Below are 14,903 nucleotides of genomic sequence, written 5' to 3' on the forward strand. Positions count from 1 at the left end.
CCACACACAAGGAACCATAATCAAACATCGACAGTCAACAGAACGCACCGGGGGACGTCTCGGGGAGATCCGGATGGTCAGGGCTTCTGCGCGCGGTCCAGCAGGCCGGTCCGGGCGGCGAGCGCGGCCGCCTCGAGCCGCGACCCCACACCCAGCTTCATGAGCACCCGCTGCACATGCGTACGGGCGGTGCTCGGCGCGATGCCCATGCCCGCCGCGATCAGCCGGGTGTCCTCGCCCTCGGCGACCCGGACCAGGACCTCCACCTCGCGCGGAGTGAGCATCGCCAGCAGTCGCTGCCCCTCGTCGTCCGGCTGCGCCGCCGGATTGAGCAGCTCGGTGAACGCGCCCTGGAGCAGCTGCGGCGCGACCGCCGTCTCCCCCGCCCGCGCCTTCATCATGGCGCGCTCGACGCCCTCGATGCGCTCGTCATGGCGTACGTATCCGGAGGCGCCGGCCGCGAACGCCGCCGCGATCCCGCGCGGGCTCGGCACCGGACCGAGCACCACCACGGCCACCTGCGGCCGCTCGCGCTTGATCCGGACGATGGGGTCGAACACCCCGGGTTCGGCGGGGGCCGCCGTGCCGAGCAGGCACACCTCGGGCGCCCTGCTCACCACCAGGTCGGCCACGCCCGCCGTGGGAGCGGCCGCCGCGAGCACCCGGTGCCCGCGCAACTTCAGTGCCGAGGCGAGCGCCTCGGCGAGCAGTCGGTGGTCGTCGACCACCATGAGCCGCACGCCCATCGAGCAACCCCCCAATCCCCCTGGAGTCGGCCCCCCGGCCCCCCAGCCCTGTTGACCCGGCAAGCTACACGCTTGTTCGACGCCGCGCGCCCTTTACGTGCCACAAGCCCCCCAGAATGCCGAATTCTTCGCCAATCAGGGCCAGTTGCAAACACGCGCGGCCCGGCGCATCGATTCATCCCGACGCACCGGGCCGCGTACATCACCGCTGTCAGCTGGTGCTGTAGGAGAGCACCAGGTATTCCTTGTCGCCCAGGGTCGACTCGCGGGGCTTGCTGATCATCATCTCCGACATGAACAGCCGGCCGTTGCTGTAGAGGATCTCGGCGTAGTCCACCGAGAAGCTGCTCTCCGCCTTGCGCACGGACGCCTCGGACGGGTTCTCCAGCAGGGTCGTCTGCTTGAAGGTGCCGCCGTCGATGGAGACGATCTGGCCGCCCTTGTCGTAGGGCGGGGTCTTGTACGCAATGATGTTGCCGCCGTCCATGCGCAGCGGGAACATCGAGTAGCGGTCGCCCGCGTCGGCCTTGTCGGTGGTCGGCTTGCCGGTGGCGAGGTCGAACGACACGATCTCGTTGGTGTCGCCGTATTCGCCGGAGCCCTCGTGGTCCTCGGTGGGCAGGTAGATCCGCCCGTTGCCGACGACGACCTTGGAGCAGGTCTCGACCTCGGTCGAACGGCAGCGCGCGGCGTAGCGGTCGCCGGGGGCCGAGATCTTCGCCTTCAGCTTGCCGGTCTTCTCGTCGATGGAGAAGAAGTCCGAGATGCCGCTGCCGTCGCCGGCGGTGTCACCGACGTCGGCGGCCACCACCAGGGGCTTGGTGGAGACGATGGCCGCGTACTTCACGCCCGTGGGCATCTTGTACTGGGACACCGGCGCGCCGGTCAGCGGGTTGAGGCTCTGGATGGTGACGTACTGGCTGTCGTACGGACCGCACTTGCGCGCCGCGACGAGCGCCTCGCCGCCGCCGTAGCCCATGTCGTAGCAGTTCTCGGCGTTCGCCTGGGGCTTCCAGCGCGGGGCGCCGGTGGCCAGGTCGAACGCGGCGCCGCCGTCCGTGCCGCCGGCCGCGACCGTGGTGCCGCTCAGCGTGACCTCGCTGAAGCGCACCTTGTCGTCGCCGGACTGGGGGCTGGTCAGGGACTTGCTCCAGACCAGCTTGCCGGTGAGCAGGTCGATGACGCCGACCTCGGTGCACGGCTGGTAGTTCTTCGGCGGGACACGCTTGGTGGCCTCGAAGACGATCGCGGTCTTGTTGTCCTTGGAGACGTGCCGCGAGGTGGCGCACACCTGGCCGGGCAGCGGCAGCGTCCACAGGGGCGTGCCCTTGGCCAGGTCGTGGCCGACGATCGAGTTGACGTTCGTCTTCACGTACGCCTTCTCGGTGATCCAGGAGCCCGCGACATCGGTGATGTCGGTGACCTTCGGCTGGGGCAGCTGGAAGGCCACCTTGGCCTGGGTGTTGGAGGGCGCCTTCTCCTTGCCGTTGCCGCCGAGGCCGTTGCCGCCCTTGCCGCCGCCGTCGGTCGAGCCGGAGGTGCCGTTGGCGTCGTTCTTCTTGCCCTCGTCACCGCCGGAGGTCGCGTACCAGATGCCGCCACCGGCGATCAGGACGACGGCGACGACCGCCGCGATGATGATCTGCATCTGCGTGGACAGCTTCTTGCCGCCGGCGGGAGCGCCCGGGTAGGGGTACTGCGTCGTCGGCTGCTGGTACTGGCCCTGCTGCTGCGGATAGCCGTACTGCGGCTGCTGGGGCGGGTAGCCGTACTGGGGCGGCTGGCCCGGGGCCTGGCCGGGGGCCTGGCCGGGCGGGGGGGTCTGCGGATAGCCGTAGGGCTGCTGGCCGGGCGGCGGCGTCTGGGGGTAGCCGTACGAAGACTGGTCCGCGGGCGGCGGCGTCGGGGCGCCGAAACCGCCGGGCGGCGGGTCCTGGGGCGCGCCGAAACCGCCCTGCGGGGGCGGGCCCGGAGGCTGGTTCGGCGGCGGACCGGGCGGCTGGTTCGGCGGTGGGGGCGGCTGCGTCATGGCGTGCGTACCTCTGAAGTCTCTTGGGTCTCGGACGAAGAAGGAAGGAGAGAGGAGGGCGAGTGGGAGAGAGCCCGGGACGCGGTCACTTGCCGAAGGCCATCATCGTCTCCCTCTTCAACTCCGCGGCGTCGTCGTCGGCGACGACCCTGCCGTTCACGATGATGTAGCGCCCCTTGGCGTACACCGCCCTCGGCGCGTCGAGCGCGCTCTCGGCCTTGGCGGTGGCGGCCGGGAGCTGGAGCAGCGGCTTCGGGGGACCGCTGTTGACGACCAGCAGCGCCCCGCCCTTGTCCTTCGTCGGCTCCAGCCGTACCAGCAGGCCGTCTTCGGACATCCGCAGCGGGACCATGATCCGCCCGGCCGGCGCGGCGATGTGCCGCCTTATCTTCCCGCTGTCGAGGTTGAAGGCGACGATCTCGTTGCCGGCGCCCGCCTTGGCGGGCACCGAGGCGAGGTAGAGGCTGGTGCTCCGTGCCACCACCTGGCAGGTCTGGAGGTTGGTCGCGTCTCCGACCCGGGTCGAACAGCCGGGTTCGTAGAAGCCCTCGAGGCTCAGCGTGGAACGCTTGGCGCCCTTCTCGTCGAGGACGAGGACGCTGACCTTGTCGGCCGAGCGGTCGCGGAGCACGACGGCCAGGGGCGCCACGGAGAAGACGGCCTTGACCTGGTGGAAGACGGGCAGCCGGTAGGTCCAGCGCGGTTTGCCGGTGACCGGGTCCAGCTCCTGGAGCTGTTCCTGGTACCTGTTGGCCGCACCGCTGGGGCAGTTCAGCACGGCGATCAGCTTGGCCCCGCCCGCGTACCGGTACGGCGAGCAGTTGCCCGGGGGCAGGCCGAAGAGCTTCTTGCCGTCGCTGAGCCGGTAGGCGGCGGCGAACTCCGCACGGCCGGCGACGACCGTGTCACCGGTGATCGCCATGGACAGGCCGCTGTCGACGCCGTCCATCCCGTCCGGGCCCGCCTTCTGCTGCCAGCCCGCCTTGCCGCTCTTCAGGTCGATCATCCGCAGCAGGAGGCAGTCGCCGGTGGCGCCGCCGCCCTCCCGCATCGCGACGAGGATCTGGTTCTTGTCCGACTTCTGCTGTGTGGCCTGGCAGATGTCGGCGTCGAGCGGAAGGGTCCACTTGACCCGGCCGTCCGCGGCGGAGACCGCCGTGATCGTCCGGTACGTCGCCGTGACGACCGTGTTGCCCACGACCCACGGGCCGAACACGTCCACGCCGGTGCGCGGCACGTCGACACCGCCCCGCTGCAGCCACAGCATCCTCGCGTCACCGGTCACCCGGCCGGCGTTGACCCTGTCGGCCTCCGCGGTGTCCAGCGTCGGGGCGCCCCCGGCCTTGGGCGTGGACGCCGTGTTCCCGTTCGACGCCGCCTTGTCGTCCTTGTGGCCGGGGCCGCCGAGGACGTACCAGGAGCCCCCTCCGGCGACCAGGACCGCCGCGACGACGGCGGCGATCAGGATCAGCGGCCGACGACGGCGACGGGGAGCGGTCTGCGGCACCAGGGCATGGACGGGTGCCGGTGCGGGTGCCGCCTCGGGGACGAGTGACGGCCCGGGTACGGCCGCCGGACCGGGCAGCGGCATCGGTGTCGGCGCCGGCTGAGGAGTGGCGTCGTCGGCCTGCTCCGCGTTCGCCGGGGCCGCCAGGGAGTACTCCGGCGGTGGCGGAGGCAGCGCGGAGCTCCCGCCCCCGTACGGATTGAAGCTGCCGTACGGCCCGTACGTGGGGGGCGGGGAATCCTGCGGTGACGGCTGTGGTGGCTGATTCATCGGAGTCGAAGGACCGTCACTTACCGAAGGCCATCATTGTCTTGGTCTCCTTCTCCTCGGCGTCATTGCGCCCGCTGACCCGAGTGGCGAGGAGGAAGAGGCGGCCGCCGGCGTACTCGGCCCTGGCACCGCCGGGGAAACCGTTCTCGATCTCCACGGTCGACTCCGGGTGCTTCAGCACGACCTTCGGCGCGCCACCGGTCGGCGCGATCGTGGCGACCGCGCCCGCCTTGTCCCACGACGGCGCCATGTAGACGACGACGTTGCCGTTCTCCATACCCAGCGGCGACATGGTGCGCTCGGTGCCGGCGGGAGAGCGCCACTTCGGCTTGCCGGTGTTCAGGTCGAAGGCGACGACGGCGTTCGTGCCCCGGGTGAGCTGGGTCGGCTCGGTGGACATGTAGAACGTGTTCGCGTCGGCGGCGACGCCGGAGCAGCCCTGGATGTCCTGGCCCAGGATGATGAAGTCGTGGCGGCAGTCGGCGCGGAACTTGTCGTTGCCGCCCTGCATCTGCGAGCGCAGCGTGCCGTTGTCCGTGAGCGCGATGATGCCCCACTTCGTGCGCTTGTTGGCGTCGTCGAGCTGCTGGATGGAGACCACCAGGGGGCTGGTCGAGTAGACCTTGTCGACCTCCCACTGGGGCTTCAGCGTGAACTTCCACTTGGGCTTGCCGGTGACCGGGTCGACCCCGTGGATCTCCTGCTGGACCTTGTTCACGTCGGAGGTGCGGCACTTCGCGGCGGCGATCAGCTGGGAGCCGCCCGCGTAGGCGTAGGGCTCGCAACCGGAGGTCGGCAGACCCCAGCGCTGCTTGCCGGTGTTCAGGTCGAAACCGTAGGAGTTGTTCATGCCCGCGGCCCCGACGGTGGTCCCGCTCAGGGCGAGGGTGTAGTCGGTCAGGCCGACGAATCCGCCGCGCTTGGGGATGGGCGTCTTCCAGCCCGCCTTCCCCGCCTTGGCGTCGATCATCTGGATGTCGCGGCAGTTCGCCTTCTCACCGGGGCCGTCGTTGACCCCGATGATGATCTTTCCGTCGGCCGAGGCGTTCGGGGCGGCCAGGCACATCTCGGTGGTGAGCGGCACGCTCCACTTCTTCTTGCCGTCGGTCACCGAGTATCCGGCGACCTCCTTGTACATGCCCTTGACGATCGTGTCGCCGACGACCCAGGGGCCGTACACCTCGGCGCCGTTACGGGGCAGGTCGACGTCGTTCTTCGTCAGGAAGAGCACCTTCGCCTCGCCGGGCTTGCGCCCGCCGTTGAGGTCGTCGCCGGCGTCGCGGCCGCCTCCGGTGCCGTCGCCCGTGTCGACGGAGTCCGAGCCGGTCGGCTGGGGCGCGCCCGTGCTCTCCTTGGCGACCGGCTTGTTGGGCTCGTCGTCACCGCTCAGCGCGAACCACGTACCGCCGCCGATGACCAGGAGTCCGGCCACGGCCGCGCCGATGATGACACCGGGCTTGCCCTTGAAGGGGTTGCCACCGCCACCGCCGGGAGGGGTGGGGGCGCCGGGGTACTGCGGCTGGGTCGGGTAACCGCCGTAGGGGCCGGGCTGCTGGCCGTACGGACCGGGCTGGCCGGGCTGCTGCGGGTAGCCGTAACCGGGCTGCGGCTGCTGGGGATAGCCGTAGCCGGGCTGCGGCTGCTGCGGCTGACCGTACGGGCCGGGCGGCGGAGTCTGAGGGGCCTGAGGGGCCTGGGGCGGAGCCGGCGGCATCTGCGGTGCCTGAGGCGGGGCCGGCGGCATCTGCGGCGGCTGCGCGGGCGGCTGAGGAACGCCCTGCGCCTTGTCTCCCCAGTTCGGGGAGCCCGGAGGCGGATCCTGCGGAGTTCCGAAACCGGGCGGCTGATTGCTGGGTGGCTGAGTCATCAGCGCTTCCCCCTTCGTGCGGTCCGCTGACCGACCGGCCTCCCCCGCGATTCCGGCGCGCACGTACCGCCGGAAAGGAGCGAATCGGACATGGATTCCGCAGTGTTACGTGAGTCGAGCGGGCCTTCTTTCTATCACTCGGGCCATGGCGCAAAAGTGGCCGGTCCACCCCTGTTCCCAAGGGAGGACCGGCCCGTGATGCCTTTGTTATTGCCTCTGCACGCCTTCCCCACGGCCATGCGGGACGGCGGTCAGGCGTCCTCGGCCAGCTCCAGCCAGCGCATCTCCAACTCGTCACGCTCGCCCGCGAGTTCCCGCAGCTCCGCGTCGAGCTTCGCGACCTTCTCGAAGTCGGTGGCGTTTTCGGCGATTTGGGCGTGCAGCTTGGTCTCCTTCTGGGAGACCTTGTCGAGCTGCCGCTCGATCTTCTGCAATTCCTTCTTCGCGGCGCGGGCGTCCGCGGCGGACACCGACTTGCCGGAGTCGGACGCGGCGGGCGCGGGGGCTGAGGCGGGGACGGCGGACTCGATCATCCGCCGCCTGCGCTCCAGGTACTCGTCGATCCCGCGCGGCAGCATCCGCAGGGTCGCGTCGCCGAGCAGCGCGAACGTCTTGTCCGTTGTCCGCTCGATGAAGAACCGGTCGTGGGAGATCACCACCATCGATCCCGGCCAGCCGTCGAGGAGGTCCTCCAGCTGGGTCAGGGTCTCGATGTCGAGGTCGTTGGTGGGCTCGTCGAGGAAGAGGACGTTCGGCTCGTCCATCAGCAGCCGCAGCAGCTGGAGCCGGCGCCGCTCGCCACCGGAGAGGTCACCGACGGGCGTCCACTGCTTCTCCTTGGCGAAGCCGAACTGCTCGCACAGCTGACCCGCGGTCATCTCGCGCCCCTTGCCGAGGTCGACCCGGTCACGGATCTGCTGCACGGCCTCGAGAACCCGCAGCTGCGGGGGCAGCTCGGTGACGTCCTGGGAGAGGTAGGCGAGCCGGACGGTCTTGCCCACGACGACCTTGCCGGCCGTCGGCTGCGCCTCGCCCCGGCTGGTGGCGGCGTCGGCGAGGGCGCGCAGCAGGGAGGTCTTGCCGGCTCCGTTGACGCCGACGAGGCCGATGCGGTCGCCCGGGCCGAGCTGCCAGGTCAGGTGCTTGAGCAGCACCTTGGGCCCGGCCTGGATCGTCACGTCCTCCATGTCGAAGACGGTCTTGCCGAGGCGGGCGTTGGCGAACTTCATCAGCTCGCTGGTGTCGCGCGGCGGCGGCACATCGGCGATCAGCTCGTTGGCCGCCTCGATGCGGTAGCGGGGCTTGGAGGTGCGGGCGGGTGCGCCGCGCCGCAGCCAGGCCAGCTCCTTGCGCATCAGGTTCTGCCGCTTGGCCTCCTCGGTCGCGGCGATGCGCTCACGCTCGGCGCGGGCGAAGACGTAGTCGCTGTAGCCGCCCTCGTACTCGTGCACGGCACCCCGCTGCACGTCCCACATGCGGGTGCAGACCTGGTCGAGGAACCACCGGTCGTGGGTGACGCAGACCAGCGCCGAGCGCCGCTCCTGGAGGTGCTTGGCCAGCCAGGCGATGCCCTCCACGTCGAGGTGGTTGGTGGGCTCGTCGAGGACGATCAGGTCGGGGTCGTCGATGAGCAGCTTCGCCAGTGCGATCCGCCGGCGCTCCCCACCGGACAGCGGCCCGATGACGGTGTCGAGGCCCTGCGGGAAGCCGGGCAGGTCGAGGCCGCCGAAGAGTCCGGTGAGTACGTCACGGATCTTGGCGCTGCCCGCCCACTCGTGGTCGGCCATGACACCGATGACCTCGTGGCGGATGGTGGCCGTGGGATCGAGGGAGTCGTGCTGGGTGAGGACCCCGAGCCGCAGACCGCCGCTGTGGGTGACCCGGCCGGTGTCGGCCTCCTCCAGTTTGGCGAGCATCCGGATGAGGGTGGTCTTGCCGTCTCCGTTGCGGCCGACGACACCGATCCGGTCTCCTTCGGAGACGCCGAGGGAAACACCGTCGAGCAGGGCACGGGTGCCGTACACCTTGCTGACTGCCTCGACATTGACCAGGTTGACGGCCATTTCACTCCTGTACCGGGGGATGGATCGACATCCAAGGGTAGACGCCGCGCGCCGTGCGATAGCGTGCGGTGATCGTTCGAGGGCGGGGAGCACGGGGTGGCCGAGTCGGTGTGGTCGCGGTTTCGGCGGCATCGGTGGTTGCCTCAGGCCACCGGGGTGCTGGTCCTCGCGGCGGTGGTGGCGGGACTCGTGGTCGTGCGCCTCGAGCTGCGCGACGACCACAACGACGAGGTGCTGGCGAGAGCGTGCGGCGGGGTGCTGCCGCCCGACGCAGTGCGTTCCGTCCTGGCAAAGGACTCGTGGTGGGAGCTGCGCACCGGTCCCGGCCCACGGGGTCTGGTGGCCTGCACCGTCACCGGCGACGACGAGAAGGACCCGTCGCTGGAGGTGACGGCGGTGCCGGTGCTCGACGCGCCGCTGACCGGTGTGGGGGTGGGCGAGATCACGGGCAGCTCGCCGTACGAGGACCCGCCCGAGTGGGCCCTGGCCCATGAGCGGGCCGGCACCCAGGTGACCGTTCCCTGCCCGAAGGGGCTGCCCGGGTACGCCCGGCCGGTGACGGCCTTCCGCGTCCACGCGTCGCTGCACGTCTCCATGGACGACACCGTGGACGAGGCACCGCTGCGGGAAGCCGTCGCGGCCCTCGCCGACGACGTCCGGGTCAGGAACGGCTGCGGTGGGCCGGCGGTGAGGTGGGCCGATGTGCGGCAGCTGCCGCCCGCCGACGACACGGGCCAGGACGAGGACGAGATGCCGGCCACCTGCCGCTGGTTCAAGACCGCGTATCTGGGCTCCGGCGACTGGAAGCCGCAGGAGAACGGCGCCAGGGGCGGCACCCCGCCCTGGGCCCGGGGCTGCTCGCTGAGCCTGGAACGCGCCCAGGCGCCCGCACACGAGGAGAAGCTGCTGGCCGTGTCGTCGGCGAGCTGGTGGGGCGTGGCGGTGGGTGAGGTGCGCACCGAGTACGGCGCGGAGCTCGCGGCCGCGGGCACGAGCCGGCCGCCGAAGGCCCGGCGCGCCTACGAGCTCGCCGCCTGGGCGCGGGCCACCTGCCGGCAGGGCACGACCCTGCACCGGGTGAGCGTGTCGGGCGTGGGACGCGACACCCTGCCGACCCGTGTCGACGCCCTCCTGGACCGCTATCTGGACGCGTCCCCCGACTGCCACGACATCAAGATCCTCGGGAAGGTGTGGAAGTGAGCGACGACCGGGACCAGGACCGGTACTGGCGTCGGCGGCGGGTGCGTCTGACGGCCGGCTGGACGGCGGCGGTCGTCGCCGTGGCGGGCACGTTCTTCTGGCTGTCGGGCGGCTACGACGCCTGGCGCGACGACCGGGCGCTGGAGTCGGTCTGCGACGGCGACCTGGCGGCCGGACAGGTGCGGGCGCTGTTCGACGAGGCCGAACTGACGTCCTCGATCGACCTCCAGCAGGGCGCCTGGTACTGCCGCGTGCGCGCGGCCGACTCCGACGAGGACGGCAACCTCCGGCTCAACCTGGTCATCCGGCCCGCGGACGCGACCCGGGTGTTCGTCGACCCCGGCTACCGCGCCGCGCCGCTGGGCAACGGGTGGACCGGTTCGTTCGACTTCGACCCGGACCAGGGCGGCGACCACCGGAACAAGGCCACCGCGTCGCTGCTGCTCGACTGCGGCACCAAGCCGGGGGACGGCCTGCTGGCGACGGTCGAGGCACAGATCGGCGCGGGCGACTTCGACCTCCCGCGGACCCGGGACCGGCTCACGTCCGTACTGACGGAGACGACGATGTCGTACGCGCGCCGCACGGGCTGCGAGGCACGGCCGGGCAAGCCGGTGAAGGACGTCGGCGTCTCGGTCAGCACCTGGGACTACAAGCCGCTGGCCCGGGTCTCTGGGACCTGCGCGGGAGTCCTGGACGCCGCGGCCGCCGGGCGCTGGGGCGTCCGTACGGCTGTGGAGACCGTGGCCGCCCCGTCGCCGGTCGAGGGCTGTGCGCTCAGGGGGCTGCAGGGGGCGTCGCTGTACGACTTCAGCGCGTACTACGGTCCGTTCGCCGGGCAGAAGCGGTTCGACCTGACGTACGCGCCGCCCGAGAAGGGCGTGGCACCGGACGGCCACTATCTGCTGAAGGCCCAGTGCCCGGGCGCCGGCAACACGGCGGTGTACGAGGTCCGCACGCGCGGCGAGCGGTTCCAGAACTCGTCGCTGGTCCTCGACCACCCGGGTCTGCGTGCGGCGCTCCAGCGGTTCGCGGACCGGTCGGCGAAGCGGCACGGCTGTCAGGCCCCCACCTCGCCCTGGGCCTGAGCGGCGACCGGGACCTGAACGACCGGGTCTGCGCCTTAGGTCGTGTCCCCAGGCCATGAGCGGCGGGCCGTGCCCGTGCCGCGTTCCCGTGCCCGGGGACCTTTCAGAGCACCCGCGTCAGAGCACCCGCGCGCCCGGCGCCGGGGAGGAGGCGACCCGTGCCGTGCGACAGGTCCCCGACGCGAGCAGTGCCTCGGCGACCGTCCGTCCGGCGTCCGCGTCCTTGGTGAGGAAGGCCGTCGTCGGGCCCGAGCCGGAGACCAGCGCGGCCAGCGCGCCCGCTTCCGCGCCCGCCGCGAGGGTGTCCGCCAGCGAGGGCCGCAGGGAGAGCGCGGCGGGCTGGAGGTCGTTGCCGAGAGCGCCCGCGAGGGCGGTGACGTCGCCGGTGCGCAGGGCGTCCAGGAGCTTCGGGGAGGCGGCGGGGGCGGGGACCGCCACGCCTTCGGTGAGCCGGTCGAACTCGCGGAAGACGACGGGCGTCGACAGCCCCCCGTCGGCGACCGCGAACACCCAGTGGAACGTGCCGCCGACCTCGAGTTCCGTCAGCTTCTCGCCCCGGCCGGTTCCGAGCGCCGCGCCGCCGACCAGGCTGAACGGCACGTCGCTGCCCAGTTCGGCGCAGATGTCGAGCAGTTCGGCGCGCGTCGAGTCCAGACCCCACAGCGCGTCGCACGCGAGCAGCGCGCCCGCGCCGTCCGCGCTGCCCCCGGCCATGCCGCCGGCGACGGGAATGTCCTTGGTGATGTGGATGTGGACGTCCGGGGAGATGCCGTGCCGTGCGGCGAGCAGTTCGGCGGCGCGCGCGGCGAGGTTCGTACGGTCCAGGGGCACCTGGCCGGCGTCCGGCCCGGTGCAGCTGACCGTCAGCGACTCGGCGGGGGTGACGGTGACCTCGTCGTACAGGGAGACGGCGAGGAAGACATTGGCGAGGTCGTGGAAGCCGTCGGGGCGGGCGCCGCCCACCGCCAGCTGGACGTTGACCTTGGCGGGGACCCGTACGGTGACGCTCACGCCTTGGCCTCCGCGATCCGGGCGAACTCCTCCACGGTGAGGGATTCGCCGCGGGCCTGCGGGGACACCCCGGCGGCGACCAGCGCGGTCTCGGCGGCGGCCGGGGACCCGGCCCAGCCGGCGAGCGCGGCGCGCAGGGTCTTGCGGCGCTGGGCGAACGCGGCGTCGACGACGGCGAAGACCTCGGCCTTTGACGCGGTCGTCTTCACCGGCTCGGCCCGCCGCACGAGGGAGACGAGCCCGGAGTCGACGTTCGGTGCGGGCCAGAAGACGTTGCGCCCGATCGCGCCGGCCCGCTTGACGTCGCAGTACCAGTTCGCCTTGACCGAGGGGACGCCGTAGACCTTGTTGCCGGGCGAGGCCGCGAGCCGGTCGGCGACCTCGGCCTGGACCATGACGAGGGTGCGCTCGATGGTCGGGAAGCGGTCGAGCATGTGCAGCAGGACGGGCACGGCGACGTTGTAGGGAAGGTTCGCGACGAGCGCGGTGGGCGGCGGGCCGGGGAGCTCCTGGACCTGCATGGCGTCGGAGTGGACCAGCGAGAAGCGGTCCGCGCGCGCCGGGATGCGGGCCGCGATCGTGGTGGGCAGCGCCCCGGCCAGTACGTCGTCGATCTCGACGGCGACGACACGGTCGGCGGCCTCGATGAGCGCCAGGGTCAGTGAGCCGAGGCCGGGCCCGACCTCCACCACGACGTCGTCCTCGCGCACCCCGGCCGTGCGGACGATCCGGCGGACCGTGTTGGCGTCGATGACGAAGTTCTGACCGCGCTGCTTGGTGGGGCGTACGCCCAGCTTCGCGGCCAGTTCACGGATGTCGGCGGGGCCGAGGAGGACGTCGGACTCAGTGGTGCTCACCGGTACAGCCTACGGCCGCAGTGCGGCCACGGACTCGCCCCCCGCTGCACGTAGAGCTTCTTGGCCCGGAACGTCTGCTCGGCGGCGGGCGCGTTCTGCGCGACGCCGCTGCCGCCGAGGGCGCGCCAGGTCCCCGGGTCGAACTGGTAGAGCCCGCCGTACGTCCCCGAGGCGTCCACGGCGCCGGGCCGCCCGCCCGACTCGCAGTGGGCGAGCGCGCCCCAGTCCAGACCGTCGGCGCCCGCGACGGACGAGGGCAGCGGCTTGGTGCCGACCTTGATCCGCTGGGTGACGGGCTCGCGGACGATCTCCGAGCCGATCTTCCTCGGCTTCTGCTTGACGCCGTTGACGGTCCGCAACGCGTAGGTGACCCGGCGTACGCCCTGAGCGCCCTGGCGCTCGACGACCTCGGTCCCGGCGAACAGCGACGGGTCGCGGGTCTTCTCGGTGTCGTACGGGATGGGTTCCTCGCGGATCTCCTTGGTGCCGGTGATCCGCATGACGGTGATGGTCTGGCCATCGCGGGGGAAGCTGTCGGGCGCCACGGACGTGGTGTCCTGGCCGCTGAGGGTGATGCCGGCCTGCTCGACGGCCTCGCGGACGGTGGCGGCGTTGGTGCGGATGGCGCGTTCGCGGCCGTCGGCCATGAAGGTCACGGTGCGCTCCGTGCGCACGTCGAGGGTGAGGCCCTTGCGGCTGATCTCCAGGGAACGGGAGACGGAGAGGAAGGCGCCCTCGGCGCGCACCCCGAGCTGGCGCAGGGCGCCGTCGACGGTGCGGGCGGTGGTCCACAGGCGGCGGCGCTGTCCGTCGAGGGTGAGGGTGAGGGGGCGGCCGTAGCGGACGACGACCTCGTCGCCGTTGGCGAGGGCGGCGCCGGGGCCGGGGGCGACCAGGTCGTGGGCGCCGACGTCTACGCCCTCGTCGGCGAGGAGTTCGTCCACGTCGTCGGCGAAGGTGTGCATCGTGCGGGGGACGCCGTCGACGCTGAGCCGGACGGCCTTGTCGTTGGCGACGAAGGCGCTGGTGCCGCCGGCGAGGAAGGCGACGACAAGGGCCTGGGGGATGATCCGGCGCAGCCCTTCGGCGCCGCCCGCACCGGTCTTGCGGCGGCGGGCGGCCCGCCGGGCCTCGGCCCGGCCGCCCACGGGGGCGGGGGCCGGGGCCACCGCCTGTCCCGGGACGAGGACCGCTTCCTGCGTGTCGTACTCGTGGAGGGACGGCGGTGCGTCGACGGTCCTGGCGGCTCGGCGCCCGCCCCGTGAAGCTCGGTGACTGCCCTGCGAGGTGCTCACGAGGCCCGGACACTAGCGGAGCTCCGGTCACTCTCCAAAGCAGCGCGGCTACACAGGGTCGCCGTAATGCATCAGTAATCGAATGCGCGGGCGGTATTGGTGGCGATGGCCTCGGCCATGACGTCCTCGCCGATCCCGCGCACGGCCGCCATCGCCCGCACGGTGACCGGGATGAGGTACGGGGCGTTGGGCCGTCCTCGGTAGGGCGCGGGAGTCAGGAACGGCGCGTCGGTCTCCACGAGGACGAGGTCCAATGGGGCGACGGCGAGTGCGTCGCGCAGCGGCTGGGCGTTCTTGAAGGTCACGTTGCCGGCGAAGGACATGAAGTAACCGGCGTCGGCGCAGACGCGGGCCATGTCGGCGTCGCCGGAGTAGCAGTGGAAGACGGTCCGCTCGGGGGCGCCCGCGTCGGCGAGGATGCGCAGCACATCGGCGTGCGCGTCGCGGTCGTGGATGACGAGCGCCTTGCCGTGGCGCTTGGCGATCTCGATGTGCGCGCGGAAGGAGCGCTCCTGCGCGGCCATGCCCTCGGGGCCGGTGCGGAAGTAGTCCAGGCCGGTCTCGCCGACCGCCCTGACCTCGGGCAGGGCGGCCAGACGGTCGATCTCGGCGAGGGCGTCGTCGAGCGCCGCGTCCCCGCCTGCCTCGCGGGCGCCCTGCCGGGACCGGCCCTCAGGGTCCCCGAGGACGATCCGCGGGGCTTCGTTGGGGTGCAGGGCGACGGCGGCGTGCACGTTCTCGTACGCGGCGGCGGTCTCGGCCGCCCAGCGGGACCCCTTGAGGTCGCACCCCACCTGCACGACCGTGGTGACACCGACGGCGGCGGCCTTGACGAGCGCCTCCTCGACGGTGCCGGCCTGCATGTCCAGGTGGGTGTGCGAATCGGCCACGGCCACCGGCAGCGGCTCGGGCAGGGGCGGAGGGGCGTCCTTCGAACTCATGGGCCCGATGGTACGAGGGCCCGGGGCGG

11 protein-coding genes are annotated in these 14,903 nt (G+C 71.8%); 2 read left to right on the forward strand and 9 right to left on the reverse strand.

Annotated elements, in window-relative coordinates:
* Positions 1-77: 77 nt before the first annotated feature.
* The 5 genes from ACZ7J0_RS22455 to ACZ7J0_RS22475 all read right to left on the reverse strand — a co-directional run bounded on the left by ACZ7J0_RS22455 (position 78) and on the right by ACZ7J0_RS22475 (position 8,482).
* On the reverse strand, positions 78-746 hold the full coding sequence (locus ACZ7J0_RS22455) for a helix-turn-helix transcriptional regulator (protein ID WP_470889965.1): 669 nt from the start codon (positions 744-746) through the stop codon (positions 78-80).
* Positions 747-957: 211 nt separating this feature from the next.
* Positions 958-2,775: an outer membrane protein assembly factor BamB family protein gene (locus tag ACZ7J0_RS22460; RefSeq protein ID WP_470889967.1), complete on the reverse strand. Its 1,818-nt coding sequence runs from the start codon at positions 2,773-2,775 to the stop codon at positions 958-960.
* Positions 2,776-2,860: 85 nt separating this feature from the next.
* Positions 2,861-4,552, reverse strand: a complete 1,692-nt coding sequence (locus ACZ7J0_RS22465; protein ID WP_470889969.1) for an outer membrane protein assembly factor BamB family protein — start codon at positions 4,550-4,552, stop codon at positions 2,861-2,863.
* A gap of 16 nt (positions 4,553-4,568) precedes the next feature.
* Positions 4,569-6,419 carry an outer membrane protein assembly factor BamB family protein gene (locus ACZ7J0_RS22470; protein ID WP_470889971.1) on the reverse strand — a complete coding sequence of 617 codons (1,851 nt, stop codon included), beginning with the start codon at positions 6,417-6,419 and terminating at the stop codon, positions 4,569-4,571.
* A 251-nt stretch (positions 6,420-6,670) separates the two neighbouring features.
* Positions 6,671-8,482, reverse strand: a complete 1,812-nt coding sequence (locus ACZ7J0_RS22475) for an ABC-F family ATP-binding cassette domain-containing protein (RefSeq protein WP_470889973.1) — start codon at positions 8,480-8,482, stop codon at positions 6,671-6,673.
* 138 nt (positions 8,483-8,620) lie between these two features.
* Between ACZ7J0_RS22475 and ACZ7J0_RS22480 the strand changes: the two genes are divergently transcribed.
* Complete coding sequence (locus ACZ7J0_RS22480) at positions 8,621-9,682, forward strand: hypothetical protein (RefSeq protein ID WP_470889975.1); 1,062 nt, start codon at positions 8,621-8,623, stop codon at positions 9,680-9,682.
* A complete protein-coding gene (locus ACZ7J0_RS22485) occupies positions 9,679-10,770 on the forward strand; it encodes a hypothetical protein (RefSeq protein WP_470889977.1) in 1,092 nt (363 codons plus the stop codon). Before ACZ7J0_RS22480 ends, ACZ7J0_RS22485 begins: the two co-directional genes overlap by 4 nt.
* A gap of 117 nt (positions 10,771-10,887) precedes the next feature.
* On the opposite strand, the gene ACZ7J0_RS22490 is transcribed toward ACZ7J0_RS22485, so the two are convergent.
* The 4 genes from ACZ7J0_RS22490 to ACZ7J0_RS22505 all read right to left on the reverse strand — a co-directional run bounded on the left by ACZ7J0_RS22490 (position 10,888) and on the right by ACZ7J0_RS22505 (position 14,874).
* Complete coding sequence (locus ACZ7J0_RS22490; protein ID WP_470889979.1) at positions 10,888-11,781, reverse strand: 4-(cytidine 5'-diphospho)-2-C-methyl-D-erythritol kinase; 894 nt, start codon at positions 11,779-11,781, stop codon at positions 10,888-10,890.
* Complete coding sequence (gene rsmA / locus ACZ7J0_RS22495) at positions 11,778-12,638, reverse strand: 16S rRNA (adenine(1518)-N(6)/adenine(1519)-N(6))-dimethyltransferase RsmA (RefSeq protein WP_470889980.1); 861 nt, start codon at positions 12,636-12,638, stop codon at positions 11,778-11,780. Before rsmA ends, ACZ7J0_RS22490 begins: the two co-directional genes overlap by 4 nt.
* Positions 12,635-13,933: a ubiquitin-like domain-containing protein gene (locus ACZ7J0_RS22500; protein ID WP_470889982.1), complete on the reverse strand. Its 1,299-nt coding sequence runs from the start codon at positions 13,931-13,933 to the stop codon at positions 12,635-12,637. The genes rsmA and ACZ7J0_RS22500 overlap by 4 nt, the downstream gene beginning before the upstream one ends.
* Before the next feature lie 71 nt (positions 13,934-14,004).
* Complete coding sequence (locus tag ACZ7J0_RS22505; protein WP_470889984.1) at positions 14,005-14,874, reverse strand: TatD family hydrolase; 870 nt, start codon at positions 14,872-14,874, stop codon at positions 14,005-14,007.
* Between the last annotated feature and the right edge of the window lie 29 nt (positions 14,875-14,903).

This window comes from Streptomyces sp. NPDC038280, from assembly GCF_055600045.1.